This is a genomic window from Pseudoalteromonas sp. RWi3 (genome assembly GCF_054960735.1).
Genome location: NZ_JBHNYL010000003.1, coordinates 1 through 26,668 on the forward strand (window position 1 = coordinate 1; position 26,668 = coordinate 26,668).

25 protein-coding genes are annotated in these 26,668 nt (G+C 40.9%); 17 read left to right on the forward strand and 8 right to left on the reverse strand.

Going from position 1 to position 26,668, the window contains the following annotated elements; all coding sequences use genetic code 11:
* Window positions 1–481 precede the first annotated feature (481 nt).
* Complete coding sequence (glsB, locus tag ACFI4Z_RS05805) at window positions 482–1,405, forward strand: glutaminase B (RefSeq protein WP_462670007.1); 924 nt, start codon at window positions 482–484, stop codon at window positions 1,403–1,405.
* A 15-nt stretch (window positions 1,406–1,420) separates the two neighbouring features.
* Here the strand turns inward: glsB and ACFI4Z_RS05810 are convergent, their stop codons facing one another.
* Window positions 1,421–2,725: an inosine/guanosine kinase gene (locus ACFI4Z_RS05810; RefSeq protein WP_462669759.1), complete on the reverse strand. Its 1,305-nt coding sequence runs from the start codon at window positions 2,723–2,725 to the stop codon at window positions 1,421–1,423.
* A gap of 180 nt (window positions 2,726–2,905) precedes the next feature.
* Here ACFI4Z_RS05810 and tadA point away from each other — a divergent pair, with 180 nt between their 5' ends.
* Window positions 2,906–3,415, forward strand: coding sequence for a tRNA adenosine(34) deaminase TadA (tadA, locus tag ACFI4Z_RS05815; RefSeq protein ID WP_462669760.1), 510 nt, complete (start codon window positions 2,906–2,908; stop codon window positions 3,413–3,415).
* On the opposite strand, the gene ACFI4Z_RS05820 is transcribed toward tadA, so the two are convergent.
* A complete protein-coding gene (locus tag ACFI4Z_RS05820; protein ID WP_462669761.1) occupies window positions 3,405–3,575 on the reverse strand; it encodes a hypothetical protein in 171 nt (56 codons plus the stop codon). The two genes, tadA and ACFI4Z_RS05820, sit on opposite strands and share 11 nt — an antisense overlap.
* A 123-nt stretch (window positions 3,576–3,698) precedes the next feature.
* Window positions 3,699–5,117, reverse strand: a complete 1,419-nt coding sequence (gene mltF / locus ACFI4Z_RS05825; protein WP_462669762.1) for a membrane-bound lytic murein transglycosylase MltF — start codon at window positions 5,115–5,117, stop codon at window positions 3,699–3,701.
* Window positions 5,118–5,327: 210 nt separating this feature from the next.
* On the opposite strand from mltF, the gene purL reads away from it, so the two are divergent.
* The 4 genes from purL (at window position 5,328) to ACFI4Z_RS05845 (ending at window position 12,312) form a co-directional block, all read left to right on the forward strand.
* Window positions 5,328–9,212: a phosphoribosylformylglycinamidine synthase gene (gene purL, locus ACFI4Z_RS05830; RefSeq protein ID WP_462669763.1), complete on the forward strand. Its 3,885-nt coding sequence runs from the start codon at window positions 5,328–5,330 to the stop codon at window positions 9,210–9,212.
* Window positions 9,213–9,350: 138 nt separating this feature from the next.
* Entirely contained in the window at window positions 9,351–11,792 is a 2,442-nt protein-coding gene (locus ACFI4Z_RS05835; protein WP_462669764.1) for an intermembrane phospholipid transport YdbH family protein, read from the forward strand.
* Window positions 11,785–11,967 (forward strand): YnbE family lipoprotein, encoded by a 183-nt coding sequence (locus ACFI4Z_RS05840; protein ID WP_099297731.1) that lies wholly within the window; start codon window positions 11,785–11,787, stop codon window positions 11,965–11,967. Before ACFI4Z_RS05835 ends, ACFI4Z_RS05840 begins: the two co-directional genes overlap by 8 nt.
* Before the next feature lie 9 nt (window positions 11,968–11,976).
* The gene (locus tag ACFI4Z_RS05845; protein ID WP_462669765.1) at window positions 11,977–12,312 is read left to right on the forward strand and encodes a YdbL family probable chaperone protein; all 336 of its coding nucleotides are present in this window, start codon (window positions 11,977–11,979) and stop codon (window positions 12,310–12,312) included.
* Window positions 12,313–12,344: 32 nt separating this feature from the next.
* On the opposite strand, the gene ACFI4Z_RS05850 is transcribed toward ACFI4Z_RS05845, so the two are convergent.
* Window positions 12,345–12,905: a DUF1415 domain-containing protein gene (locus tag ACFI4Z_RS05850; protein WP_462669766.1), complete on the reverse strand. Its 561-nt coding sequence runs from the start codon at window positions 12,903–12,905 to the stop codon at window positions 12,345–12,347.
* On the reverse strand, window positions 12,902–14,164 hold the full coding sequence (gene waaA / locus ACFI4Z_RS05855) for a lipid IV(A) 3-deoxy-D-manno-octulosonic acid transferase (RefSeq protein ID WP_462669767.1): 1,263 nt from the start codon (window positions 14,162–14,164) through the stop codon (window positions 12,902–12,904). Before waaA ends, ACFI4Z_RS05850 begins: the two co-directional genes overlap by 4 nt.
* 153 nt (window positions 14,165–14,317) lie before the next feature.
* Here waaA and ACFI4Z_RS05860 point away from each other — a divergent pair, with 153 nt between their 5' ends.
* Genes ACFI4Z_RS05860 through hldE form a run of 3 tightly spaced genes read left to right on the forward strand, consistent with a single transcriptional unit; the run spans window position 14,318 to window position 17,888 of the window.
* Entirely contained in the window at window positions 14,318–15,808 is a 1,491-nt protein-coding gene (locus tag ACFI4Z_RS05860; protein WP_462669768.1) for a capsule assembly Wzi family protein, read from the forward strand.
* Window positions 15,809–15,858: 50 nt separating this feature from the next.
* A complete protein-coding gene (locus ACFI4Z_RS05865; RefSeq protein ID WP_462669769.1) occupies window positions 15,859–16,449 on the forward strand; it encodes an SIS domain-containing protein in 591 nt (196 codons plus the stop codon).
* Window positions 16,449–17,888 (forward strand): bifunctional D-glycero-beta-D-manno-heptose-7-phosphate kinase/D-glycero-beta-D-manno-heptose 1-phosphate adenylyltransferase HldE, encoded by a 1,440-nt coding sequence (gene hldE / locus ACFI4Z_RS05870; RefSeq protein WP_462669770.1) that lies wholly within the window; start codon window positions 16,449–16,451, stop codon window positions 17,886–17,888. Before ACFI4Z_RS05865 ends, hldE begins: the two co-directional genes overlap by 1 nt.
* Here hldE and ACFI4Z_RS05875 read toward each other — a convergent pair.
* Window positions 17,878–18,606 (reverse strand): 3-deoxy-D-manno-octulosonic acid kinase, encoded by a 729-nt coding sequence (locus ACFI4Z_RS05875; RefSeq protein ID WP_462669771.1) that lies wholly within the window; start codon window positions 18,604–18,606, stop codon window positions 17,878–17,880. The genes hldE and ACFI4Z_RS05875 overlap by 11 nt on opposite strands.
* A gap of 126 nt (window positions 18,607–18,732) precedes the next feature.
* On the opposite strand from ACFI4Z_RS05875, the gene ACFI4Z_RS05880 reads away from it, so the two are divergent.
* The 6 genes from ACFI4Z_RS05880 (at window position 18,733) to glpG (ending at window position 23,997) form a co-directional block, all read left to right on the forward strand.
* Window positions 18,733–19,809 carry a glycosyltransferase family 9 protein gene (locus ACFI4Z_RS05880; protein ID WP_462670008.1) on the forward strand — a complete coding sequence of 359 codons (1,077 nt, stop codon included), beginning with the start codon at window positions 18,733–18,735 and terminating at the stop codon, window positions 19,807–19,809.
* Window positions 19,809–20,357, forward strand: coding sequence for a D-glycero-beta-D-manno-heptose 1,7-bisphosphate 7-phosphatase (gmhB, locus tag ACFI4Z_RS05885; protein WP_462669772.1), 549 nt, complete (start codon window positions 19,809–19,811; stop codon window positions 20,355–20,357). The genes ACFI4Z_RS05880 and gmhB overlap by 1 nt, the downstream gene beginning before the upstream one ends.
* 155 nt (window positions 20,358–20,512) lie before the next feature.
* Window positions 20,513–21,709 carry a glycine C-acetyltransferase gene (locus tag ACFI4Z_RS05890; RefSeq protein WP_394192505.1) on the forward strand — a complete coding sequence of 399 codons (1,197 nt, stop codon included), beginning with the start codon at window positions 20,513–20,515 and terminating at the stop codon, window positions 21,707–21,709.
* A 49-nt stretch (window positions 21,710–21,758) separates the two neighbouring features.
* Window positions 21,759–22,784: an L-threonine 3-dehydrogenase gene (tdh, locus tag ACFI4Z_RS05895; RefSeq protein ID WP_394192504.1), complete on the forward strand. Its 1,026-nt coding sequence runs from the start codon at window positions 21,759–21,761 to the stop codon at window positions 22,782–22,784.
* Between the two features lie 86 nt (window positions 22,785–22,870).
* Entirely contained in the window at window positions 22,871–23,188 is a 318-nt protein-coding gene (gene glpE, locus ACFI4Z_RS05900; protein WP_099295066.1) for a thiosulfate sulfurtransferase GlpE, read from the forward strand.
* The gene (gene glpG, locus ACFI4Z_RS05905) at window positions 23,185–23,997 is read left to right on the forward strand and encodes a rhomboid family intramembrane serine protease GlpG (RefSeq protein WP_462669773.1); all 813 of its coding nucleotides are present in this window, start codon (window positions 23,185–23,187) and stop codon (window positions 23,995–23,997) included. The genes glpE and glpG overlap by 4 nt, the downstream gene beginning before the upstream one ends.
* Window positions 23,998–24,002: 5 nt before the next feature.
* Here glpG and ACFI4Z_RS05910 read toward each other — a convergent pair whose 3' ends face one another.
* Window positions 24,003–24,410 carry a flagellar basal body-associated protein FliL gene (locus ACFI4Z_RS05910; RefSeq protein WP_099295078.1) on the reverse strand — a complete coding sequence of 136 codons (408 nt, stop codon included), beginning with the start codon at window positions 24,408–24,410 and terminating at the stop codon, window positions 24,003–24,005.
* Between the two features lie 158 nt (window positions 24,411–24,568).
* Here ACFI4Z_RS05910 and ACFI4Z_RS05915 point away from each other — a divergent pair, with 158 nt between their 5' ends.
* Window positions 24,569–25,114: a chorismate--pyruvate lyase family protein gene (locus tag ACFI4Z_RS05915; RefSeq protein WP_462669774.1), complete on the forward strand. Its 546-nt coding sequence runs from the start codon at window positions 24,569–24,571 to the stop codon at window positions 25,112–25,114.
* Window positions 25,111–25,989 (forward strand): 4-hydroxybenzoate octaprenyltransferase, encoded by an 879-nt coding sequence (gene ubiA, locus ACFI4Z_RS05920; protein ID WP_462669775.1) that lies wholly within the window; start codon window positions 25,111–25,113, stop codon window positions 25,987–25,989. The genes ACFI4Z_RS05915 and ubiA overlap by 4 nt, the downstream gene beginning before the upstream one ends.
* 11 nt (window positions 25,990–26,000) lie before the next feature.
* Here ubiA and ACFI4Z_RS05925 read toward each other — a convergent pair whose 3' ends face one another.
* The gene (locus tag ACFI4Z_RS05925; RefSeq protein ID WP_099295062.1) at window positions 26,001–26,621 is read right to left on the reverse strand and encodes a 2OG-Fe(II) oxygenase; all 621 of its coding nucleotides are present in this window, start codon (window positions 26,619–26,621) and stop codon (window positions 26,001–26,003) included.
* Between the last annotated feature and the right edge of the window lie 47 nt (window positions 26,622–26,668).

Below are 26,668 nucleotides of genomic sequence, written 5' to 3' on the forward strand. Positions count from 1 at the left end.
CAAGAAAGCCCGACTCGAAAGAGCCGGTTTTTTTTACGTCTAAGAGAAAATAAAATACGTAGGTTAACCTGACCACCGTAGCGTGGGTTGAGTATTTGATACCCACGGGTAAAAGAACGTCACGAACACCCAAGAGCCCGGTGAGTCATTATTAAAGAATATCAATCATACGTTGCATATGAAGTAGGTCATCCTACTGCGTAGCGCACCATGGCTCCAAATACAAGAAAGTTATCGAGTAGAACATTGTCAATCAATACACCGTAGCGTTGGTTAAGTAATTGATACAAAAAGAGAAAGGAGCGCGAAGACAAACGCGACGACTACTTCAGAGCCCTGTGTTTTACTTTGAAAATTTGATTCATTTGAACGAGTATATCTTGATAGTTCTACAAACACATAAATTGCCCTCAACTGTTATCAACTATCATGTTAGAATTTTATTTTACTAACACAGACAAGACAGAGAGTGAGAGCTATATTGGTTTATTCTGATTACCAACAAGTGTTAAATGAAATTACAGCTGAGGTACAGCCATTACTTTCTCAAGGAAAGGTCGCTGACTATATTCCTGCTTTAGCTGAAATTGAAGCCAATCAGTTCTCTATGGCTATTCACACTACTGATGGTGAGACGTTCTGCGCAGGTGATTGTTCAGAGCGCTTTACGATACAGTCGGTATCAAAAGTAATGACCCTTACACTTGCTTTGCAGCGTTATGGTGATGAACTGTGGCAAAGAGTTGGTAAAGAACCTTCGGGCACAGCATTTAATTCTTTAACACAACTTGAATTCGAAAAGGGCCTTCCTCGAAACCCATTTATAAATGCTGGTGCAATTGTTACATGCGATGCACTTTATAGTCGTCTTTCAGCTCCTATGCATTCTATGCTTGAAACCTTTCGTTTATTATCTGGTAATCCAGCGATAATGATTGATAAAAAAGTAGCAAACTCAGAATACGAGTTTCGACACCGTAATGCTGCTATGGCGCATCTGATGAAGTCTTTTGATAATTTTGACAACGAGGTGGATGATGTTCTGTGGGCTTATTTTAACTTCTGCGCAATAGAGCTTAATTGTGTTGAGCTTGCTAAGGCTTATAACTTCTTAGCTAATAAAGGGGTTGATAATACAACAGGTAAAGTGGTTCTTTCTAATCGTCAAAGCAAACAGTTAAATTCATTATTATTTACGAGTGGTTTATATGACGCCGCAGGTGATTTTGGTTATCGCGTTGGTATGCCAGGTAAATCGGGAGTGTCAGGAACTATACTGGCTGTTTTGCCTAATAAGTTTACTGTGGCTGTTTGGTCACCGGGCTTAAATTCGTTCGGTAACTCAGTAGCGGGGATAGCAGCATTGGAGCTGCTATCAGAAAAGCTAGATATATCTATTTTTTAAAACTTTCTAAGTGGTTTACTGTTCCCAGTAAACTTGTTCTAGGCAGTCTTCTCGCTCAGGCAATCCACGTGATAAACGCGGTGAGTGCTGCACCAATACTTCATAACTTGCGCGGTTAGCATACTTGCTAATTTGCGCCAGTGATGAATAGGTCATTGCCGGTTGCTGGTGTTTAGCTGAGTTACCGACATTGAGCTTATGATACACGTTTGCTGATAAGTCATGTAATACAGCTGCTAATGCGCAGTCACCCGCACCATTGGTGTTCTTAATACTGTCTGGACCACCCATAAATGGCGCTGTATGACTATAAGCTTTAATAGGACTTTCACAATCGACTTTACGCATTGCGCGTGAAAACTCAAAACGATTAAAGTCAGCTATTGCACCAGGCAAAAGTGGGTATTCTGTTTCTCGTTTGAATTTTTCATCAACGTGTCCTGCCATAAATAGGCCTTTTTCGCCCGCTGTGCAAATAACCAAATCGACCCAGTCTAGGGCTTTATCAGCCGCTAGCAATGGATCTTCAAAGCCTGTAATTGCAAGGCCTTCTTCTTCGTTCATTGCTAAAATATCAACGTGTTCTTTTACAAAGTTAGCCCACCAGGTTGGGTCTTGTTCGATTAAAAACTTGGTGCCAAGTGTAAGCACAACCGGTACGCACGCATCATTAGCATATTTGACTGCTTGCATGGTCGCTTCAGTCATCGTTTCATTACCTTGAGTACGCATTAAATATGCACTGATAACGAGAGCAGATGAGTTTTCGATAAGTTCTTTATCGATTGACTCTGGGCGTAAGTGATTCATTAAGCCTGCACTTATTGCAAATGTTCGCTCGCCGCTATCATCAATTAAGGTGAAACAGCGCCCAATTGGGCCATCAACTGGTTGCAAGTAATCAAGATCAACACGGCTAGAGGTGTTACATAAAAAGCGATAGGCGTAGCTGCCTATTTTTATGTTTTCACTCATAACGCCTAATAGTACTGAGCGGTCGTCCGCTAGCACTGAGTAATTGTGCATGGTGTTACCTATCGTGCCACCGGCAAATTCATAATCGACCATGTCGTTTAATTTAAGACGATCGTATAGAGCGTTGGTAATATCACTATCAATAACTTGCGACATTCCTCGGCGCAGGTGGAATTCGTCAAGGAAAGCTTGATCAACTTTTGCTTCGATATCAACGACAATTTGATCTATTCCAGTAATATAGCTGCGCTGCAGTCTATCACTAGCATTTAGTTGATTCGTTAGTGGATCTTTGGCTTCCACCGGAAAATAATGTTTATGCCTGCGGCGTCCAGGAAATTTCATTTGCTACCCGTGTGTTGTGAGCTAAATAAAAAAAGCGGGAGATTATAGCGCAAATCACAGTCACTGAGCCATGGCAAAGCACCTTTAATTTGTTTTATTTTTGTCACTAATCCACATGTTTAGCACTTTTTTGTTCTAAGTAGGTATAATAAAACAATAATTAAAGAAAGGTTGAGAAAGATGAGTACCTTGCACAGTGACCAATATTGGATGGAAGCTGCGTTAGAATACGCAAAAGAGGCTGAAAAGTTGAACGAAATCCCTGTTGGAGCCATTATTGTAAAAGATAATCAGCTAGTTGCGGCAGGTTATAATCGTTCGATAACTGACAATGATCCATCGGCTCATGCAGAGGTGATTGCGATTCGCGAAGCAGGTCAAAAGCTTCAGAATTACCGCTTAATTGATTGCACCCTTTATGTAACGCTAGAACCTTGCTCTATGTGTGCAGGTTTGTTGGTACACAGTCGCATCAAACGTGTTGTATTTGGAGCGACTGACTTAAAAACGGGATCCGCAGGGTCGATAATGAATCTACTTCAGGAGCCAAGGTTGAACCACCAAGTTGATATCACTGCAGGAATACTAGCGCAAAAGTGTGGGCAGACGATTTCTGACTTTTTCAAGCGGCGTAGAAAAGAAATTAAGGCTAAAAAGCAAGCCGAGAAAAATTTAAATCTTAACTCTTAGGGTCTGATGCATCATTCAATTCAGACATTAATTGCATTGCAAACATACGGCGACGCCATATTGTTTTTTTGTGTAAATTGCGCAGCATTATCCTACGACGAGTAGCTGTTGAAAATATAACGTTGCGCTTAAATGCGTGCGTACGCCGACGTTTTAGCATGGTTTCTCCTAAGTGTGAGAGTGAGAAGTAATTAATTTAGCTCACATTAGTGATCATTTAGTGACAAGTAAACATATATTTTAATCAAACTCAGGTGCTCACCACCTTTGTAAAATTATTATCTTATTGAGCACTATCTTCTGTTATAGGTTTAGAGGGAGTGTTTGGTTCACTTTTTGCTACAGATTTTTCCATCGCATTATTTTCATCTAACCAAACAAGTGCATCATAGTAACGACGAATGTTATCTACGTATTTAACTGCTACGTCACCTCTTGAGTAGCCGTACTTTGTTTTTCTGTAATAGCGCTTTTTAATTAACAGCGGCAAACGTTTTTTTACATCAGCCCATTTGTCGGGGCTTGCCCCTTGTTGTTGGGTAATAATACGGGCGTCATTAACATGTCCCCAGCCAATATTATATGAAGCTAATGCAAGCCACGTGCGGTCGGGCTGTGGAATACGCTCAGGAATACGCTTTACTAATTTAGCTAGGTATTCCGCTCCCCCTTTTATATTTTGTTCTGGTTCTAGTCGGTTTGTTACGCCAACTTGTTTTGCTGTCGCCCGAGTAAGCATCATGATGCCACGCACACCGGTTGGTGATTTTGCTCTGGGGTTCCACATAGACTCTTGGTAACTTAGAGCAGCAAGTAAACGCCAATCTAAACTACCAGCGTATTGTTCAAACCAAGGTCGGTATTTAGGTAAGGTTTCTTTTATTGCTTCAATATAGGCGAGGGTGTTTACATAATTGAATTGACGAACATGGCCAAAATACTTTTCTTCGAGCACATAAAGTTGGTTATTTTGTTTTACTTCGCCAAAAAAAGGCACCATCAGCGCATACAAAGAGTCGTCATTGTCTTTTCGCATTAGCCAAGCGATAGGGTCGTTGCGAGTAACGGAAAAGCCAATACTTAAATTTGGATGGTAACGACGAAACAGCGATAAAGTATGCGAATCGGCAAGAGTATAATCAATCTCACCATCAATCACAGCCTGTAATAGCTCTTCTTCATCTAGGTCTTCAGTTTCATTCCAGTTTAAGTTGGGGTTTGTTTGTTTGATTTGTTGAAGTGCAAGCGAGTGGCTGCTTTTAGCCAGCACAGTTAAGTTGCCTGTTAGGTCATCGAAATTGCGGGGACGAACTCTACCTTGTTTATATACTAGTTTTTGGCTAATGGTTCGATACGTTGGACCAAAACGGTAATTTTGAGCGCGTACTTTGTCATATGTTAAGCCAGACGCAATAATATCTAAATCGCCGCGGTCTAAGCGGGAAAACATATCTGTTAGGCTAAAAAAAGGCACCATTTCTAGTTCAACACCCAAATGTTCGGCAAACTCTTGTGCTAATTCATATTCAAAACCTTGTTCGCCTTGAACAGCCTGATAGTAATTGCTCGCACCAGCTAAAGTACCGACTCGGATTTTGTTTTGCGTTTTTATTTGGCTTAACTGTGACTGTTGCTGCTGCATATCACAGGCACATAAAAACATGATTAACGTAATGATTGTTATTAACTTTTGTTTAATCATAGTGTGCCCCTTTGATGCCCTACAACACTTATAGCAAAACTTTAACATCGCGTCACTTGTCGATTGGTTTTATTGTGTTTATTCATGTTCATAGATACTAGAAAAGATAATTTTACGAAAAGCGCAATTTTGAGTTAAATCTAAGCGCTATTTGCACTATAATAGCCACCTAAAATATCGTTCAATCCCTAACCCCGGATGAAAATACCTATGTTGATCCTTCGTGGTGCACCAGCACTTTCCGATTTTAGAGTTCAGAAAATTTTAGCCCGTTGCCAACAGGCGCAACTTCCAGTCACCAACGTTTACGCCGAGTATGCTCACTTTGCTGATTTAACAGCTGAGCTTTCAAGTGATGAGAAAACTAAGCTTGAGAAGTTACTTACCTACGGCCCAACGATCGCAGAACATACACCAGCAGGTACTTTGGTGTTAGTAACGCCGCGCCCTGGCACTATCTCGCCATGGGCTTCAAAAGCAACGGATATTGCTCACAACTGTGGTTTAACTCAAGTTCACCGTGTAGAGCGTGGTATTGCTTACTATGTTGAAGGTGATTTGAACGCAGAGCAAGTTAGTCAGGTTGCAGCACTTCTGCACGACCGTATGACTGAAGCAACGCATAGCTCGCTTGAAGCTGCTGGACAGTTATTCCGCACTGATGCACCAAGTGAAATGTCATCAGTTGACATTTTAGGCGGTGGTCGTGAAGCACTTGCAAATGCTAACGTGGAGCAAGGTTTTGCATTAGCGGATGATGAAATTGACTACTTGGTAGAAAACTTCCAAAAGTTAGGGCGTAACCCGAACGACATCGAATTATTTATGTTTGCACAAGCAAACTCAGAGCATTGTCGTCATAAAATATTTAATGCTGATTGGACAATCGATGGCATAGAACAGCCTAAATCATTGTTCAAGATGATCAAAAACACCTACGAGAAAAACCCTGAGAATGTTTTATCAGCTTATAAAGATAACGCAGCAGTAATGACGGGTTCTAAAGCTGGTCGCTTCTTCCCCAATGCTGAAGGCGAGTACAGCTATCATCAAGAAAACATTGAAATTCTGATGAAAGTTGAAACCCATAACCACCCAACAGCGATTGCGCCATTTTCTGGTGCTGCAACAGGCTCTGGTGGTGAAATTCGCGATGAAGGTGCAACAGGCCGTGGTTCTAAACCTAAAGCAGGTTTAGTTGGTTTTACCGTATCTAACTTACGTATTCCTGGTTATGAACAACCTTGGGAAACTGATTTTGGTAAGCCTGCTCGTATTGTTAATGCTCTTGATATTATGACAGAAGGCCCACTAGGTGGTGCTGCATTTAATAACGAGTTTGGTCGTCCTAACTTAGTTGGTTATTTCCGTACTTATGAAGAGCAAGTAACCAGTCATAATGGTTTTGAAGTACGTGGTTACCACAAGCCAATTATGCTTGCCGGTGGTTTAGGTAATATTCGTACCGACCACGTGCAAAAAGGGGATATTCCAGTTGGCGCTAAGTTAATCGCTTTAGGTGGCCCTGCAATGAACATTGGTTTAGGTGGCGGCGCCGCTTCATCAATGGCATCGGGTCAATCTAACGAAGATTTAGACTTTGCTTCAGTACAACGTGAAAACCCAGAAATGGAACGTCGTTGCCAAGAAGTTATCGATAAATGCTGGCAGCTAGGTGATGCTAACCCAATTGCGTTTATTCACGATGTAGGTGCTGGCGGTTTATCAAATGCATTCCCTGAGCTTGTAAATGATGGTGGCCGTGGTGGTAAATTCCAACTACGCGATATTCCAAATGATGAGCCAGGCATGGCACCACACGAAATTTGGTGTAATGAATCACAAGAACGCTATGTGCTTGCTGTAGCTGTAGAAGACTTTGACCGTTTTGAAGCGATTTGTAAGCGTGAACGTGCGCAGTACGCTGTAATCGGTGAAGCGACAGAAGAACGTCACTTAACGGTTGCTGATAGTCACTTTGATAATAGCCCAGTTGATTTACCGCTAGATGTGTTATTAGGTAAAGCGCCTAAAATGCACCGTGAAGCGAATACGCAAAAAGCTGTGAGCGAAGCGCTTGATACGAGCAAAATTGACGTAGCTGAAGCGGCAACTCGTTTATTACGTTTGCCTACGATTGCAGAAAAAACCTTCTTAATCACCATTGGTGACCGCTCGGTAACAGGCCTTGTTGCCCGCGACCAAATGGTTGGCCCTTGGCAGGTGCCAGTTGCTAACTGTGCCGTTACAGCGGCAACTTATGATACTTACCACGGTGAAGCAATGTCGCTTGGTGAGCGTACACCTGCAGCACTACTTAACTATGGCGCATCAGCACGCTTAGCTGTGGCTGAGTCATTAACGAATATTGCGTGTGCCAATATTGGTGGTCTTGAAAATATTAAGTTATCTGCAAACTGGATGGCTGCAGCAGGTCACCCAGGTGAAGATGCGGGCCTTTATGAAGCAGTTAAAGCAGTAGGCGAAGAGCTCTGCCCTGCGCTTGGCTTAACCATCCCAGTGGGTAAAGATTCGATGTCGATGAAAACTCAGTGGGATGAAAATGGCGAGCAGAAATCAGTTACTGCGCCGTTATCTTTGATCATCACTGCGTTTGGTCGTGTTGATGATGTACGTAAAACTGTGACTCCACAATTACGTACTGACAAAGGTGAAACATCACTTATCTTAGTTGACTTAGGTGCGGGTAAAAACCGCATGGGCGCGTCAAGCTTAGCGCAAGTTTACAAGCAACTTGGTGATGTAACCCCTGATGTTGACAGCCCTGAGTTATTAAAAGGCTTTTACAATGCAATGCAGGCGCTTGTCGCTGATAATAAGCTACTTGCTTATCATGACCGTTCAGACGGTGGTTTATTTACGAGCGTAGCTGAAATGGCGTTTGCAGGTCACACGGGTGTAACTGTAGACCTTGATGGTTTAACTGGTTCAGACATCGAAGCACTTTATAACGAAGAGCTCGGTGCTGTTATCCAAGTTGCTAATAGCGATTTAGAGGCTGTGAATGCGGTATTTGCTGAGCACGGTATTGCTGCTATTAGCCATGAAATTGGTACACTCAATAACGATGATACAGTGGTATTTAACCGTGCAGGTAATGCTGTACTGAATAATACACGCACTGAGCTTCGTACAATTTGGGCCGAAACAACGTATCAAATGCAAGCGCGTCGTGATAACCCAGACTGTGCTAAGCAAGAATTTGATGCTAAGTTTGATGCGAAAGACCCTGGTCTGAACGTTAAACTAAACTTCGACTTAAACGAAGATGTAGCAGCACCTTACATTGCTACAGGCGCTAAGCCTAAAATGGCTATTTTGCGTGAGCAAGGTGTTAATTCGCACCTAGAAATGGCTGCGGCGTTTAACCGTGCTGGTTTTGCTGCGGTTGATGTACACATGAGCGATATTCTTGAAGGGCGCTTGAGCCTTGAAGAATTTAAAGGTTTAGTAGCATGTGGTGGTTTCTCTTACGGTGACGTATTAGGCGCGGGTGAAGGTTGGGCTAAGTCAATCTTGTTTAATGATATGGCGCGTGACCAATTCCAAAGCTTCTTTGAACGTCAAGATTCATTTAGTTTAGGTGTATGTAATGGTTGTCAGATGTTATCAACATTAAAAGAGTTGATCCCTGGCACTGAGCATTGGCCACGTTTTGTAACCAATAAATCAGAGCGCTTTGAAGCACGCTTTAGCTTAGTAGAAGTACAAGAGAGTCCATCTGTATTCTTCAAAGGCATGGCAGGTTCTCGTATGCCAATCGCGGTTTCTCACGGTGAAGGCCATGCAGAGTTTGCCAATGACGCAGCTGTTAAAGCAGCGCTTGATTCAGGCACTGTGGCGGTTAAGTTTGTAGATAACCACGGTAATCCAACAACGCAATACCCTAATAACCCAAATGGTTCGCCTGAAGGTATTACCGGTATTACATCATCGGATGGTCGTGCAACAGTTATGATGCCACACCCTGAGCGTGTATTCCGTGCAGTGGCTAACTCTTGGCACCCAGATGAGTGGAAAGAGGATAGCCCGTGGATGCGTATGTTTAGAAATGCGCGTAAAAATGTAGGTTAAGCTGCATTTATACACACTAGATTCAGAATCTAGTTGTAAAGTAAAAGGCTGCATTGTGCAGCCTTTTTTGTTTACACTGTTCAAGGTTCAAGGTTCAAGGTTCAAGGTTCAAGGTTCAAGGTTCAAGTTAAGGATAGTATGATCAAACGCATCGCATGGGGAATCGTGTTTTTATTACTGAGTGTTTTAACACTTGGTTATGTATTTCGTATGCCTATAACTCAATGGGCAATAGCTCCGTCTTTGAGCCAATCTGGTGTTGAATTACATTGTTTAGATTGGTCACTCAATGCAAATGTTAGCTTAAACGTATCGCGTGTATGTCTGACTTATCAAGGCCATCAAATTGAGCTTGGTGGTATAGTCGCTGATACAAATAAAATAACCGTTGATCGCGCTAATCTTCGCTTAAATAATAGCGAGAGTGATTCATCAAGTAATGATTCCTTCAAAAAGCTGGCACTTAACTTACCCAAAGAGCGACCTAAAATTGAGATCAAAAGGCTGCTAATTATCCACCCACAACTTCATGATGAACTGGCGGTTAGCGTTGCTGAAAAAAAGCTAAATACATTTGTGATTTCAGGTGATGTAATTGCTGAAATCGCAGTCAACAATAATAAAGTTGCTGGTCGTTTTAATCTAGCTGATGGATTACTAACAAAGATAAAGCCGATACCCGCGCTTACACTAAGCAGTGAGCATGAGTTCATTTTTGACGGGGTATCCGTTGATATAAAATCAAATATAGATGCTGAGTTTACTCAAGAGTTTAGTAAATGCCCAGTAACGGTAAATGCTTTCGGTGATATGAATATTTACTATCACTTTAACGATAAAAAAGCCTTGTTAAACGCACAGCAATTAACCAGCTTGGTAACGTTTGATAGTGGCTGTTTGGCGCTAATAAACAATCAATCACAGCGTGAATTTATAGCAAAGCAGTTGCCTTTAAAGTGGCAAATCATGCTAAGTGATACAATGAAATTTGAAAATGAACAACTTGTTATGCCGTCAATGTTATTAAATGCTAAAAATAGTGATACGAAGCTCAGCCTGACAAACTTTGCAATCAATGTTCACCAGCCATTAGAACAAGCCAAAGGCGATATCAAGGTGTTATTTATCAGTGAAAATATTGAGCAGATAGAAATAAATGCAGCTTTAAAAAACTTGGCTATGAATGGCGATTACCAATTAAGCATCGATGAACTCCCTAATTTTTTGCCCGCATCAGCTAAAAAGATAGCAAGCACGGGTCAATTTAAAATAGCGAATGTTTTACAACTTCAACAGAATGTAAATATAACCAGTGAGCTTGCTTTTGCTGAGCTTAAGTTTGATAAATTAACAGCAAAGGATTATAAAGCCCAGTTCACGACTGAACTTGATGATAAACAAAATATAAAAGCTAGTTTAAATAGCCAATTAAGCTCAGTGGCTTATGAGCAATATCAATTGCTTGATGTTAATAACCATTTATCAGCATCATCAAGTTTGGCTGTTGGAGAATTGTTTGTTGATTTAAACAGTGAAACTAAACTTGCTCAATTTAATAGTGATTTTTTAAACCTGAGTAATATTCGTATAAGCTCAAAAGGCCTGCAAAGTCGGGCATTGCAAGCCTCGCATCACGTTTTTATTGATGGTGTTGAATTAGTCGCCAGTCATCATGTATCTGCTGTGGAGCATCCATTTGAGATAATAATTGCAGAGCAAGCCGCGACTAAACTTAATCCTATTTTACAGCAGTTTGAGCCACTAGCAACGCTGACCTACGGTAGCTTTAATGGTGTTGTTAGCGGAGATGTTAATTTACAGCAGGCTGATTTTACATTACAAATAGACCAGCTAAGTGGTTTATACAACGATTATTTAGCTAAGAATTTTAGCAGTCGCCTAACGGGAGCTTATGATTCAGGGCAGCTTAATGTAGCTCCCACTACATTTGAACTAAATGAGTTACGTGCGGGTGCTATTGTGAATAACATCGCAGGAAATTTAAGTGTTGATAACTCTGTTGCACGCGTTTATCAGTTAACCGGTGATGTGCTGGGTGGCCGCTTCGCTTTGGATAGCTACATAGTGACTCAAGAAGCTCAGCAGTCCTTGGTCACATTTGAAAGTATTGATGCCAGTAAATTAATTACCTTAGATGATAAATCAGGCATTACATTAACAGGTCAAGTGAATGGGCGTTTACCCGTTTACTTTGATCAACAAGGTATTTCAGTAAAGTCCGGTGAGTTATCAAATAAAGGAGCAGGTAAGCTAATAATTTCTGATAATGCTGCCTTTGATGCGGTTAAAACTCAGCAACAAGAGTTGAGCCCGATTTTAAGTTTGTTAGAGAACCTAGACATTCAGAGTTTAAACAGTAGTGTCGAATTAAAGCCTGATGGTTGGCTCTATTTAGGTGTAAACTTAAAAGGGTACAATGAAGAACAGGCACAGCAAGTTAACTTCAATTACAACCATGAAGAAAATGTATTTACACTCTTAAGAGCATTGCGCTTAAGTGATGAAATTACTCAAAAAGTTGAACAAGAGTATTCAACAAAAGGAACTAAAAATGACTAAATGGCTGGTAATATTTACAGCGCTGGGTTTACTTAGTGCATGTACGCACCGTGTTGAAGTGGCGGCGAAAGAGCCTATCACTATTAATTTAAACGTGAAGGTTGATCATGAAATTCGAGTGAAAGTTGATAAAGAGCTAGATGATCTATTTGGCGATGACAGTGAGTTATTCTAAGGAGCAATTATGAGTTTATTAAAAAATAAAAAGTTAAACGTGATCACACTGTTAAGTGCCGCTTTATTGTCATTCTCTGCTTGGGCAATCAGTTTAGATGACGCTAAAAATCAAGGGTTTGTTGGTGAAGATAGCTCAGGTTATTTAGGTCTAGTAGTGCAAAGTGCAGAGGCGAAAGCGGTTGTCGATGAAATTAACGCAAAGCGTAAAGCACAATATTTAAAACTTGCGAAAAAGAACAATTTGTCACTTGCTCAAGTAGAAGCATTGGCAGCAGCAAAAACCATTGAAAAAACCCGAGAAGGGCACTTTATTGAAGTAAATGGTGAGTGGGTTAAAAAATAACTCTGCGCATTATTAAAAACCAAAAACCGAGTTTATACGCTCGGTTTTTTGCAATTTTCAAGTAGCTGCTGCCAAAAGTGAATGCCTTTTCGGCGTGCTAAATTGATATTGTGCTCAGGAATTGACTCTGGCTCATTGTATTCATCTAACGCCGCGCTCATGCTTGCTTCACGTATTAAATGCAAAGTAGGGAAAGGCGCTCTGTTGGTATAATTAGCGGCATCGTTTTCATCACTATCAGCAAATACATAATCAGGATGAAAGTTCGCTATTTGGTACTTCCCTTCAAATCCCTGTGCAACGAGTAAGGCATTCGCTAAATCTACTAAATCTAAAAACTCTTCAAAATCAATAAAACCTTGCTCAAACATGATAAGCGTTGTTTCACGCTCAGCTAAGGAATTAAGTTGATTACACTGTTCAAGCATTTCCATCACTGCATCATCAATGCTAATACTTTGGCTAGTATAATAATGAATACAGTTATTCTCGACTTCTTTACGAGCGAACGGGCAGAAGTTGTATTTGACTATAACATTTGAGACCCATTGACGAGTTTGTAGTTCTGCTAACGTGACGGTTTGATTGTTCATGATTTAATATACTGATTAATTATGGTGAGTGTATTTGCAATAGCGCCTTGATTATTCATTAGGCATTTATTGGCCTGTATGCCGAGTGTTTTACATAATTGAGGTTCGTTTGCATAGAAGCAAAGCTGTTTGTAAAGCTCGTCGCTAGTTTTAATTTGTATGCAGCCGCCAAGCGCTTCTAGGTCCGGGTACACATGGTTAAAATTATAGGTGTGCGGACCAGATACTACCCCTACAGAAAATGCGGCTGCTTCGAGCGGGTTATGACCGCCGCGCTCAATTAAACTACCCCCGATATAACTCACATTAGCCATACCATAGAGACATTGTAACTCACCTAGGGTATCGGCTAATAATACTTGCTCATTCGCATAATTATTCTCGCTTCTGCGACTAAATGTAAGGGCTGAATCAGTGAGTAGGTCGGCAACTTTATTAAATTGTTCTGGGTGGCGTGGGGCGATAACAAGTAATGCATCAGGAAATTGCGTCAGTAAATGAGAGTGAACATGTAAGATAAGTTCATGTTCAATCGGGTGAGTCGAGCCCGCAACCCAGATAAAACGGTGATGATTGTACTGAGCTTTTAATTTAGATACTTTTTCAAGTTGCTCTGTGTTTGGTTGAATATCAAATTTAATTGAGCCGGTTACGACTACTTTATCAGGCGCTAAGCCGAGCTCAATAAAGCGTTGCGCATCTTGTTGGTTATGACTTGCAAGGCGTGTTATTGAGCTCATTATGACGCGGGTTAGTGGTTTTACTTTGTTATAGCCTTGCTGTGATTTTGCCGATAAACGTGCGTTTAATACTAGTACTGGAATATGCTTATTGTGGCACTGCGTCATCAAGTTGGGCCAAAGTTCGGTTTCTAGTATACACAGCGCTTGTGGTTGAATATTTTTTAAAAAACGAGCTGTTGCAGATGGGAAATCAAGTGGCAAGTAAAGTGTTTGTACTGAGTCTTTAAAGTTACTTTTTATTTGCTCACGACCGGTGGGGGTATTGCAAGTGATGATAATAGCTAACTCAGGATGCTGTAATTGCAGCTGTTTTATTAAAGGGGTTGCAGCGAGCACTTCACCCACGGAGGCACAGTGAAAGATCAAAGGGGAGTTTTTTGCTGCGGTTACATCCCCAAAGCGCTCTGCAAAGTTGCTACGATACGCTGGATTTTTTTTACCTCTTATTCCATAGAGGTAAAAAACAATCAGTGGGCTTAATAGATAAAGAATAAGCGAATAAAAAAAACGTGCCATTTTTAAGCCTCAAATAATAAAGAGTAATAATAACGTGGATACCTAATAAGCTAAATATGAAATTGTTAAAAAGCGTTATTTAAGAGAGTTTTCAGTGTTTAGTTTGCCCTAATTTGGTAATATTTGGCCACTTATTAGAAAATGTGTGATGTTATGGAATTCAAATTTATTAAAGCTGCGGTAGTAGCTTGTTTTTTAGGGGGCACATTTCCAGCTATTGCTAGTCCCACAGCATATTTACCAATAGGCATGGATGCGCAGCTTGATCACCAGCTAGATACATTATTTGCATTAACATCTGGCACGCCGATGACTAAGCCGTATCGCCTTACAGAGGTTGAAGCTGCGCTTAGTAAATTACAAAGCACAGAGCCCGCTTTAGTCAGTGCAATCCGCAGTAAAATAAAGCCTTACCAAGGCGCTGATAATATCACTCGTGTCGGTGTGAAACTCAAAGTGGATGGTGATAAAACAGTAAAACTTGCCAATCAACGTGGAGTTAGCTCTGATGAATGGGGGCAGGTATTTTTTGAAGGTATTTGGCGACCAAATGATTATATGTTGATGCAAGTTGGCGCCGATTACCGCGCCAAACAAAATAAATTTACCAACTATAATAGCTTTATTAGTTTTGCTGGTGACGACTTACAGCTAAATATTGGTTATAAGGAACATTGGTTTTCACCGTTTAAGCAATCAGCGCAAATAATCTCAACTAATGCCCGTACGTCGCCATCAATTTCGTTAGGTATGGTGGCGCCAGCGCATAATTGGTGGAACTTTGATTTTGAGCTTTACTACTCTGAGCTTGAACATGTGGAAAAAGGGATTTTATATCAAGATGAATTGCATGACGGTACGCCAAAGCTTGCTGGAACACATATTAGTATCGAGCCTATAAGTGGTTGGAAAATTGGTTTAAACCGTATGATGCAGTTTGGTGGCGGCCCTCGAAAAGCAAGTGCCGGGGATGTATTTAAAGCGTTTTTTGATCCTGCTGGAAATGATAATGCTGATATGGTTGAAGGTGGTAAAGATAACGAGTTAGGAGATCAGTATGCAACCATTACAAGTAGTATCAACTTAAACTTGGGTATTCCAATGGAGTGGTATTTAGAATATGGTGGTGAGGATACTAAACACCACAAAAATTATAAGTTTGGAAATACAGTCTCCAGTGTAGGGGTTTTCTTTCCGCATCTATTAAATGATTTAGGGTTCAGGTATGAATATACTAATATGCATAGTCTCTGGTATGTCAACTCTATATATGCTGTAAAAGGAAATACTAAAGGAGGTTTTGTTACTGGCCACTTTGCCAGTGACCAGCGCTATTTCCAAGATTATTTTAAAGGCGAGCAAATCGTCTATTCTGATGCGCCTCCAACTAAATCCCATACTTTTGAATTGATATATCAAAGTAGCACCGCTTCTACGTGGTTCTCAAAACTAACCCTGATAGATAATGAAAGCAATTATTTTAATACGCATGGGCAATACAGCGCCCAATATGAACAAGCGATTGAGCTACAACTAAGCAATAATCGACAATGGCAACAGTACAATATAGAAACCACACTGACGTATGGTGAAGATGTGTTTGGTGATGATTATGCTTGGTTATCCGTTGCACTTTTTTGGTAATAAGTGGACTTTAGTATTTATATACCGTAACAAATTTGAGAGAAATATGTATGTCTAACACTGACTCAGTAGCAGCGAGCTACCTTGAAAGTTTAACCCGTCATCAAGCTTTGTTTGAGACGATGGAAACGTATCACCCACAAGTAATGCAATTGCTTGAGGTGTGCCATAGTGTTTTACAGGCGGGCGGCAAAGTAGTCTGGTTTGGTAATGGTGGCAGCGCCGCTGATGCGCAGCATTTAGCAGCTGAATTCGTGGTGCGTTATAAGTTAGAGCGCGGACCATTGGCATCCATCGCATTAACAACAGACACGTCTATCTTAACAGCCCACAGCAACGACTATCATTTTGATACCGTGTTTGAACGCCAAGTACAAGCACTCTGCAAGCCTGAAGATTTAGTCATTGGTTTAACAACGTCAGGTACCAGCGCTAATATTAATTTGGCATTGGCAGCAGCAAATGAAATAGGTGCTTATACAGTTGCCTTTACCGGCCGTGATGGCGGTAAAGTCAAAGACATTGCAAAACTACCCATTATTATCAAAGATAATGAAACAGCACGTATCCAAGAAGCACATATGTTTATCGGTCACTGGTTATGTGAAGCGATTGATATGGTTGTGGCGGAGCAAGAGTAATGGATTTAGGGTTACTTAAAAATTTATCTAGCGCTAAGATACTGGTTGTTGGTGATGTCATGTTGGATCGCTATTGGCATGGTGATTCAGGGCGTATTTCGCCAGAAGCGCCAGTGCCGATTGTTAAGGTGAGTAAGTTTGAAGATAAAGCCGGTGGTGCGGCTAATGTAGCTAAAAATATTGCTCGGCTAGATGGTAAAGTCGGTTTGCTTGGTTTAATTGGAGAGGATGAAAGTGGTCAAATCCTTGAAAATATTTTAAATGATGAGCGCATTGATTCGCAGCTAGTGAGTGTGTGTGATTTACCGACTATATCTAAAATGCGTGTTATCAGCCGCCACCAACAAGTTGTTCGATTAGATTTAGAAGAAAAGTTTACCGAGCAACACAGCCAATTATTATTAAATCGCTTAGAGCTTGTATTGGAACAATATGATTTTGTGCTTTTTTCAGATTACGATAAAGGTTCGTTGAGCTTAATTCAAAAAATGATCCAAGTGGCTAAAGCTGCTGGTAAAACGGTTCTTATTGACCCTAAATCATCAGATTTAAATCAGTATCGTGGTGCTGATTATATCACACCAAATTTAAACGAGTTTAAGCTCGCTGGTGGACAAACTGATTCAGAGCAAAGTTTAACCGACAGCGCGCGCCAACTAATAAAAGATGCCGGTGTAGCTGCTATGCTACTTACTCGTTCAGAGCAAGGTATGTCATTGATCAGTGCAAATGAGAAATATGATTACTCGGCGCAGCAGCTTGAAGTCAGTGATGTAACTGGGGCTGGCGATACCGTTATAGCAACGCTTGCGGTCATGCTTGGAGCCGGTATGCAGCCAAAAGATGCCGTAGAAGTTGCTAATCTTGCTGCGGGCATTGCTGTTAGTAAGCTTGGCGCGGCAACCGTTTCTCCTGAAGAATTGAGTCGCAAGCTTGGTCAGTACTTGCAAAAAAATGGCGAGCATTATCAAACACCATTTGATGATGTATTACAGCATATAGAGTTTGCAAAACAAAATGGTGAAACAATTGTGTTTACCAATGGTTGTTTTGATATTTTACATGCAGGTCATGTGCGTTATTTGGCGCAAGCAAAAGCACGGGGCGATCGTTTAGTCGTTGGTTTAAATAATGACGAATCTATCGCGCGTTTGAAAGGCCCACAAAGACCTATTAACCCACTTGATGAACGTGCAATGGTGCTAAGTGCTTTAGCATCTGTTGATTGGGTTATTCCGTTTGGCAGCATTGATGAAAATGACACGCCAGCTAAGTTAATCGAACAAATTAGCCCTGATATTTTAGTTAAAGGCGGCGACTATACTGTTGAGCAAATCGCGGGTGCTGAACACGTATTACGCCATGGTGGTAAGGTTGAAGTGCTGGAGTTTTTAGATGGTTGCTCAACCTCTAAAGTGATCAGTAAAATTAAATCTTAGGCTTAAGGGATGACTGGTACGCTGTACTTAATTGCTGCCAGTCGCTTTGTTGCCAATGCATTACCTGATTACGGTTACGCTCCTTGTCAAACGAGCGGAGTAAGCGCGATATATTCGCCTGCTGCCATTGACCTTTAATTTCTTTAATCTCACCTCTATCAAAATCTATAATATACACAGCGCCTGTGTTGTCGAATAATATGTTATTAATGTTTAAATCTGCATGATAAACACCTAAGTTATGAAACTGGGCTATGGTGTTGCCAACTTTTGTTAACTCATCTGCTGTTAAGGCGCGCACTTTTAATACATCAAGTAAGCTTTGTGCACCCTCTATTGCTTGAGTGATAATATCGCCGCGGTAGATTAAACCGTGCTGAGTAATTTTTGCAGTAATGGGTTTTGGTACGTTTAGGCCCATTTCACAAAGCTTCATCATCAAAGCAAACTCTTGATAAACGCGAGTCTTTTCAAGGCCAAGGTACAAGTATTGATCGCTTAAAACTTTACCTACTAAACCGCCGCGCCAATAGTGCCTGAGCACGGCTGTTAATTCGTTATGACAAAAAAACCATGCGGTAGCTCGGCCTTTTTTACTGCCGACTATCTTTTCTTGCTGTTGCCAATATTCTGCATCAAACCAATTTAGGCTAATTTGAGCGCTGTACGCTGGGTGGCTCAAAATAATGTGTTGATTGATTGTTTGTTGATTAAACATGGTTAAGATACTTTATTACAGGTAATGAGGTATCTTAACGCGTTTTAATGCTAAGCATAAGTACTTGCAATAGTGGGTGGTTAATTTAAGATCAAGCTCTAGTTAATAATAAAGTGAACAATGCCTGTGAGCCAGACTGCAAACTATTCAGATATCTGTATTTTACGACTTTCAGCAATTGGTGATGTATGTCATGCGGTTTCTGCGGTACAAGCAATTCAAAAAGCTCATCCTAATGCAAAAATTACCTGGGTGATGGGTAAAGTTGAAGCCATGCTATTGGCAGACTTACCTGGCGTGGAGCTTGTTGTGTTTGATAAAAAACAGGGCAAGCAAGCATTTGAGCAATTAAAGCAGCAATTTAAAGGTCGCAAGTTTGACGTGCTTTTACATATGCAAGTTGCATTGCGCGCCAACCTCGTCGCACGTTGTATTCCAGCAAAGGTTAAAGTCGGGTTTGATTGGGCGCGTGCAAAAGAGTTTCACAGCTTATTTATAAACAAACGTATAGAGGCTGAGCCACAAGCACATGTGCTAGAAGGATTTAAAGGGTTTGCACAAGCAATAGGCGTATCTGACTACCAACCTAGCTGGGCTATGCCAGTGTCAGAACAAGATCAAACCGTAGCTGATGATTTACTTGGGGCAGAGCGTCTTGCAGGCCCTATTTTTGTGATATCACCAGCGGCAAGTAAGAAAGAACGTAATTGGTTACCTGAGCGATATGCAGCTCTTGCAGAACATGCTCATAGCCAAGGCTTTCAAGTCGTGATCACCGGTGGTCCAACTGAGCTTGAAATCGAACTGAGCGAGCAAATTATCGGCTACGCTAAAGTACCTATATTAAATTTGGTCGGTAAAACAAAACTCAAACAATTATTGTGTGTGCTTAAGCGTGCTGCGTTAGTGCTCGCGCCTGACACCGGGCCCGCTCATATGGCGGTTACAGTTGGTACGCCTGTTATTGGTTTATATGCCCACTCTAATCCAAAACGAACGGGGCCGTATTTGTACCAAAATTATGTAGTTGAGGTTTATCACCAAAATTTATTGCAGCAAACAGGCAAAACCGCTGAGCAAGTCGCTTGGGGTACTCGGGTAAAGGGGAGTGATTTAATGGCGCAAATAGTCGTTGAAGATGTAGCATTGATGTTTGATCTAGTCGTTAAAAAAGAGCAGTTACTCGTAGCTAAGGTTTGTTAATGTTAAATAAAGCGCTTTTTTTAGACCGTGACGGTGTTGTTAATGTTGATCATGGATATGTGTATGAAGCTGAGAAGTTTGAATTTGTCGACGGCGTATTTTCTGCCTGTAAGGCGTTTGTTGATGCAGGCTACAAATTAATAATCGTGACCAATCAATCAGGGATAGGGCGAGGTTATTACACTGAGGCTGATTTTCATGCGCTAAGTAACTGGGTTGTAGCACAATTTGCAGAGCATAATGTCACCGTTAGCGGAGTTTATTTTTGTCCTCATCACCCAAAAAAAGCACTTCCTGAATATTTAAAAGAGTGCCTGTGTCGCAAGCCTGCACCCGGAATGTTACTTCAAGGTATTAATGAGCATCACATTGATGCTACGCAAAGTATTATGGTGGGCGATAAACTCAGTGATATGCAAGCGGCAAGTAATGCGAATATTGCAACCAAAATACTTGTACGCTCAGGCCAAGTATTTGATAGCAACGCTATAGCAGCGGCAGATCACATCTGTGATTCTATAGCTGATTTACCTGCATTACTGTTGTAGCTAACTATAAACTGGCAGCTTAAGTTGTCAGTCTCAATTTATGCGATGAACTACAAACAGTGCATTTAGTTGGCTAAACTTTTACAATAGCCACAATTCGTGATCGGCGATTAAATTTACGCTTGATTACCCGTTCAATTATTTGGAGATTTCAGATGAGAGCATCTGCATTTTTTAGCCAACTTCAGCAACAAATTGATGAAGTAAAAGCCGAAGGTCTGTATAAAAGTGAGCGAGTGATCACCTCGCAGCAACAAGCACAAATTCAAGTCGCCTCTGGTGACAAAGTCATTAACTTTTGTGCCAATAACTACTTAGGCTTAGCAAACAGCCCTGAGCTAATTGCAGCCGCGCAACGCGGTCTTGATGAGCATGGTTTTGGTGTTGCGTCAGTGCGTTTTATCTGTGGTACTCAAGATATTCACAAAACGCTGGAACAAAAAATTAGTGAGTTTTTAGAAACTGAAGATACAATTTTATATTCATCATGTTTTGATGCGAATGCTGGCTTATTTGAAACTATTTTAGGCCCAGATGATGCCATCATCTCAGACTCTTTAAATCATGCCTCTATCATTGATGGTGTGCGTTTATGTAAAGCAAAACGTTTCCGTTATGCTAATAACGATATGGCCGACCTTGAAAAACAATTAATCGCAGCAGATGAAGCGGGTGCTAAAACTAAGCTTATCGCGACAGATGGCGTGTTCTCAATGGATGGCGTTATTTGTAATTTAGAAGCTGTATGTGATTTAGCGGATAAATATGATGCATTAGTGATGGTTGATGACTCGCACGCTGTGGGTTTTGTTGGCGAAAACGGCAAAGGCACACCAGAGTACTGCAACGTGTTAGATCGTGTTGATATTATTACAGGTACTTTAGGTAAAGCCCTTGGTGGTGCATCAGGTGGTTATACTTCGGGTAAAAAAGAAATTGTTGAATGGTTACGTCAACGCTCGCGCCCTTATTTGTTCTCAAACTCACTTGCGCCATCAATTGTAACAGCCTCAATTAAAGTGCTTGAAATGCTAGCCGATGGCAGTGAGCTGCGTGCTAAATTGTGGTCAAATGCTAAGTACTTCCGTGAGCAAATGGAAGCGGTAGGCTTTACCTGCGCAGGTAAAGACCACGCGATTATCCCTGTTATGCTTGGGGATGCAAAAGTGGCATCAGCTATGGCTGACAAACTCCTTGCTGAAGGGATTTACGTAACGGGTTTTTCATTCCCTGTTGTGCCAAAAGGTCAGGCTCGTATTCGTACGCAAATCTCAGCTGCACACAGCATTGAACAGCTAGATACGGCAATTTCAGCCTTTACCCGCATCGGTAAAGAAATGGGTGTTATCTAATTAATTATTAAACCGCGGTATATCCGCGGTTTTTGTTGAGTGTGTGATCATGAAAGCATTATCAAAATTAAAAGCAGAACCGGGCATTTGGATGACAGATGCGCCAAAGCCAGAAGTAGGCCATAACGATTTATTAATTAAAATTCGTAAAACGGCTATTTGTGGTACAGACGTACATATTTATAAATGGGATGAGTGGGCACAAAATACCATTCCTACGCCGATGGTTGTAGGCCATGAATATGTTGGTGAAGTAGTCGACATGGGGCAAGAAGTTCGCGGCTTCAATGTAGGAGACCGTGTTTCAGGTGAAGGCCATATTACTTGTGGTCATTGTCGTAACTGTCGTGCAGGACGCGTACATTTATGCCGTAACACAACGGGTGTTGGTGTGAACAGAGAAGGCTCATTTGCTGAGTACTTAGTGATCCCTGCATTCAATGCGTTTAAAATTCCAGATAACATCAGCGACGAGCTAGCATCTATTTTCGACCCGTTTGGTAATGCCGTTCATACTGCCTTGTCGTTTGATTTAGTAGGTGAAGACGTACTTATAACAGGTGCAGGTCCAATTGGTATCATGGCGGCTGCTGTTGCTAAGCACGTAGGTGCTCGCCACGTAGTTATCACTGATGTGAATGAGTACCGCTTAGACTTAGCCCGTAAAATGGGGGCTACTCGCGCCGTAAATGTCGCCAACGAAAAACTTGAAGATGTAATGAATGACCTTGGTATGACTGAAGGGTTTGATATTGGTCTTGAAATGTCAGGCGTGCCATCGGCATTTAACGCCATGCTAAATAACATGAACCATGGTGGTAAAATTGCCATGCTCGGTATTCCACCGTCAGATATGGCGGTTGATTGGAACCAAGTTATTTTTAAAGGCTTAGTGATCAAAGGTATTTACGGTCGCGAAATGTTTGAGACCTGGTATAAGATGGCCAGCCTTATTCAATCAGGCTTAGACCTAAAGCCAATCATTACTCATCAGTATTCAGTTGATGACTTCCAAGCTGGCTTTGATATGATGATTTCAGGCCAATCAGGTAAAGTTATCCTCAATTGGGATTAACTTAATCTCATTTTAGTTATTTTAAATAAAGGTGGCGATTAAAGCCGCCTTTTTTATTGATTTATTTAATTTTTTAAGAGGCAGCAATGGCATTTAAACATATTTCAATCGCCCAAACTCAAGAGCTACTTAATAAAGAAGACGTGGTGATTGCAGATATTCGTGATCCTAATTCATATCAAGCAGGCCACATTCCTGGATCTGAGCATTTGTCGAATACTAATATTGGCGAATTTATGATGAACAAAGAATTTGATCAGCCAATCATTATTGTTTGTTACCACGGTATGAGTTCGCAAGGTGCTGCTAACTACTTATCAGAGCAAGGGTTTGAAGACGTATATAGTATGGATGGCGGTTTTACACAGTGGGAAGTACAATTACCGGAGCTAGTTGAAAAATGATAGAGCTTGGCAGTATTAATAATCCACGTGCGGCGCAAGGTTTTATCGACTACATAAAAAGCCAAGGGCTTAGCGGCGAATTACGCTCAAGTGACGGCCAAAATGTGATTATTTGTATTGCCCCTGAGCACTTTCATCAAGCTAAACCTTTATGGCAAGAATTTGTCGAAAACCCTAATCATTCCCGTTATCAAGAGGCATCGTGGCAGGTTGGTAACACGCAATCTCCTCTTAGTTACCAAGGGCAGTCACTTAATTTAAAAGAACGCTTTAAAGCTCTTAGCTGGCTCAACCAAACAGTCACTTTATTATGTGTAGGTATATATATTGCATTTTTACTCGGTGGTTTTGAGTCAATTTATGGTGTATTACAATTTAACCCTAATCAACCCCTTACTTGGTTGACACCTGCTATTGTACACTTTAGTGCGATTCATTTAATTTTTAACATTATCTGGTGGATCTCACTGGGCGATGGTATTGAAAAGCTTGCTGGTAAAAGCACGTTAATAGGTTTGTTTTTAGTAACCGCTTTGTTTAGTAATTGGGCTGAGTTTCTAATGGTAGGCCCTAACTTTGGTGGTTTGAGTGGTGTGGTTTATGGTTTATTAGGGTATAGCTGGATATACAGTGCCCTTAACCCGCAACAGCCGGCACTCGTAAGTAATGCAATTATTGGCTTTATGCTTATTTGGCTTATTTTGGGTTTTGCTGAGATGTTGCCTGTAGGTATGGCTAACTGGGCACATTTGGGTGGTTTACTCAGCGGTATGGCTTATGCATTTACCGCACGGTTTTTTAAAAACTAAAAAGCCTAGTGGTAAAGGTATTTAGTAAATAGCACTTCACGAATAATCTCTTGCCCTGTTTCTTGTTTGAGCAGGGTTTTTAGTCTTTGCGCGCAACGCTTACGAATTTCTTCACGGCCTGTCAGTGATTTAATATTTTCTTCAGGTTCTTTCGATAAAATTTCAATAATCGCATCACGAAGCAATGGTGTGTGGTGTTCAACAACAGCAATATTAGCCATATCACTAAGCATTAAATCTACAGTCAAACGAACGTAACCTAGCTTTTTATTATTCTGAGCAATGTAATTAGCAATAATATCAGGCTCAAAACCAAAGTAACCGACGTTTGACTCTGCACGGCTAGTAAAGCTGGTTAATAAACCAAATAACATTGTTAAGAGTAAAATGCTTGCGTAGAGCGTTTTTTTCATATTAAGTAAAGTAATCCATATTCCTGCCATGGTTAACAGTTTATACGTAATACCAATTAATATACAGGCTGAAGAGGCTATTATATTCATTAATCATCACTTTTTCATAACAGCCGCCAGTGGTATCATTTACTCGGTTGTTATTAAGTAGAGATATCGTGATTACATTCCCCCTTTCATTGAACGCTAATTGGCAGCATGGTGCCACTGTTAAGCCGCTTACTCATCATGAGAAAGATTGGCTACTTGAGCCGAATTCACTAACGGCTAAATTAAAACATCATGGCTGTAACTTTCATGTGCAAGTGCTCAGTGAAAAAGTATTTAAACTAAATGTTGAGCAACAATCGTTACTCGATGGTCAGTATAAAGAGGGCGTAAACCGCGAAGTATTACTTTGGTGTAATAATCAGCCAATGGTTTATGCGCAAAGCTGGTTGCCTGTAACCAAAAGTATGCAACAGCAGCAATTACTTGAGCTGGGCGATAAACCGTTAGGTGATGTCATTTTCCAACACCCTGATTTAAAACGCACTGAAATTGAAGTCGCTTGTTTTGATGAGCATCACCCAGTGCAGCAATTGATAGATCAACCTTTCGAGGGAAAGCGATCGTTGTGGGGGCGCCGGAGTGTTTTCTCTCTAGCGCAAAACCGCTTTTTGGTTTGTGAAATATTTTTACCTAAGGCCTTTATATACCAATGAAACTTGCTTCATTAAAAGTTGCACACATACCCTATTACAAGCAACTAATGCGAACAGATAAACCAATAGGAACGTTACTGCTTCTTTGGCCTACTTATTGGGCTCTTTGGCTTGCAAGTCAAGGCGTTCCTAGCTTAGTAAATTTTGTTGTTTTTACTTTAGGCGTGTTTGTGATGCGTAGTGCCGGGTGTGTGATCAATGATTTTGCTGATCGCAAAATAGATGGTTCAGTGAAGCGCACGGCTCAGCGACCACTCGCTGCTGGGCTGGTGAGTAGTGGGGAAGCATTAAGCTTATTCGCGTTGCTGATTAGCATTGCTTTTGGGCTTGTATTGTTACTAAGCTGGCAAACAATTTTGCTCTCGGTAGGAGCGCTCGTATTAGCGTTTAGTTATCCATTTATGAAGCGTTTTACCCATCTACCGCAAGTGGTTTTGGGGGCTGCGTTTAGTTGGGCGATACCCATGGCATATATGGCATGTAGCGGATATGTTCCAGTTGCAGCATGGCTACTGTTTTTGGCTAATATTATTTGGACAGTTGCTTACGATACAATGTATGCGATGGTTGATAGAGATGATGATTTAAAAATAGGGGTTAAATCAACGGCGATTTTGTTTGGCTTTGCAGATAGAGCGGTGATCTTTTTACTTAATTGTTGTTTTGTAGGGTTGCTTGCGATTGTAGGAGTTATCTACCAACTAAGTTTTTATTATTGGCTTAGTTTATGTGTAGCGTCTGGCTTTTTAATTTACCAGCAGTGGTTAATACATAGGCGTAAAAGAGAGCAGTGCTTTAAAGCATTTTTGAATAACCACTATGTAGGGCTAGTGATATTTATTGGATTAGCAGCCTCCTTGCCACTCACTTTTTAAGTGAGTAAATGTTAACGAGGAGGATCAATAATTCCGCTGATAGACGTATTCATTCTAAACCAACCAGCGATAGAGTAACGATCATCGACAGCAGGAAGTACTTCATGCATAAAGCGATCGCTTTCAAACATCACGAGCGTGCCTGCTTGAGGTTTAATATTAACCTCGACTTGCTTGCTTTGAGGTTTGTAGATTACTAATTCGCCCCCACTAGGAGGAGTATTTAAATATAGTACCGTTGTAAAAATACGATTAGAACGACCCTTAAATGCATCATAGTGTTTTTTATAAAAATCCCCATTAAGGTACTTAGCATAATGGCATTCGTAGTCGAATAGGCCTAAAAAGAAACTGCGATTCAGTACTCCCCTCATTTCTTCCATAAGCGCTAAGTAATGAATCTGTGCCTCGCTGCTGGCATCAAACCAAAATGTTTTATCTTTACGGATAGTTTTATCAACGTGTAAATCACTTTTTCGACCAATACCCGCAATATTAAAGTCAGGGTTTACTCTATAGCAATCAAGCATGAGTTGAGCAATGAGGGTCTTAGAGACCGCATTGTGAATTATTGTAAAACCGTGCTTTTCGATATCATCTAAATAGATTTCTGAAATGAAATAGGGGATCATTTTACGTACTAAGTATGAAAGGTTAGCCAGTTTAGCCTATTAAGCCG

Coding starts and splice junctions, on each gene's coding strand:
- ACFI4Z_RS05850 (WP_462669766.1), bottom strand. CDS start 12,905: ATGAACAATCAAACCGTCACGTTAGCAGAACTACAAACTCGTCAATGG.
- hldE (WP_462669770.1), top strand. CDS start 16,449: ATGGATTTAGGGTTACTTAAAAATTTATCTAGCGCTAAGATACTGGTT.
- ACFI4Z_RS05865 (WP_462669769.1), top strand. CDS start 15,859: ATGTCTAACACTGACTCAGTAGCAGCGAGCTACCTTGAAAGTTTAACC.
- ACFI4Z_RS05860 (WP_462669768.1), top strand. CDS start 14,318: ATGGAATTCAAATTTATTAAAGCTGCGGTAGTAGCTTGTTTTTTAGGG.
- purL (WP_462669763.1), top strand. CDS start 5,328: ATGTTGATCCTTCGTGGTGCACCAGCACTTTCCGATTTTAGAGTTCAG.
- ubiA (WP_462669775.1), top strand. CDS start 25,111: ATGAAACTTGCTTCATTAAAAGTTGCACACATACCCTATTACAAGCAA.
- ACFI4Z_RS05810 (WP_462669759.1), bottom strand. CDS start 2,725: ATGAAATTTCCTGGACGCCGCAGGCATAAACATTATTTTCCGGTGGAA.
- ACFI4Z_RS05820 (WP_462669761.1), bottom strand. CDS start 3,575: ATGCTAAAACGTCGGCGTACGCACGCATTTAAGCGCAACGTTATATTT.
- ACFI4Z_RS05925 (WP_099295062.1), bottom strand. CDS start 26,621: ATGATCCCCTATTTCATTTCAGAAATCTATTTAGATGATATCGAAAAG.
- ACFI4Z_RS05845 (WP_462669765.1), top strand. CDS start 11,977: ATGAGTTTATTAAAAAATAAAAAGTTAAACGTGATCACACTGTTAAGT.
- ACFI4Z_RS05840 (WP_099297731.1), top strand. CDS start 11,785: ATGACTAAATGGCTGGTAATATTTACAGCGCTGGGTTTACTTAGTGCA.
- ACFI4Z_RS05890 (WP_394192505.1), top strand. CDS start 20,513: ATGAGAGCATCTGCATTTTTTAGCCAACTTCAGCAACAAATTGATGAA.
- mltF (WP_462669762.1), bottom strand. CDS start 5,117: ATGATTAAACAAAAGTTAATAACAATCATTACGTTAATCATGTTTTTA.
- ACFI4Z_RS05835 (WP_462669764.1), top strand. CDS start 9,351: ATGATCAAACGCATCGCATGGGGAATCGTGTTTTTATTACTGAGTGTT.
- tdh (WP_394192504.1), top strand. CDS start 21,759: ATGAAAGCATTATCAAAATTAAAAGCAGAACCGGGCATTTGGATGACA.
- ACFI4Z_RS05875 (WP_462669771.1), bottom strand. CDS start 18,606: ATGTTTAATCAACAAACAATCAATCAACACATTATTTTGAGCCACCCA.
- tadA (WP_462669760.1), top strand. CDS start 2,906: ATGAGTACCTTGCACAGTGACCAATATTGGATGGAAGCTGCGTTAGAA.
- ACFI4Z_RS05910 (WP_099295078.1), bottom strand. CDS start 24,410: ATGAAAAAAACGCTCTACGCAAGCATTTTACTCTTAACAATGTTATTT.
- glpE (WP_099295066.1), top strand. CDS start 22,871: ATGGCATTTAAACATATTTCAATCGCCCAAACTCAAGAGCTACTTAAT.
- waaA (WP_462669767.1), bottom strand. CDS start 14,164: ATGGCACGTTTTTTTTATTCGCTTATTCTTTATCTATTAAGCCCACTG.
- glpG (WP_462669773.1), top strand. CDS start 23,185: ATGATAGAGCTTGGCAGTATTAATAATCCACGTGCGGCGCAAGGTTTT.
- gmhB (WP_462669772.1), top strand. CDS start 19,809: ATGTTAAATAAAGCGCTTTTTTTAGACCGTGACGGTGTTGTTAATGTT.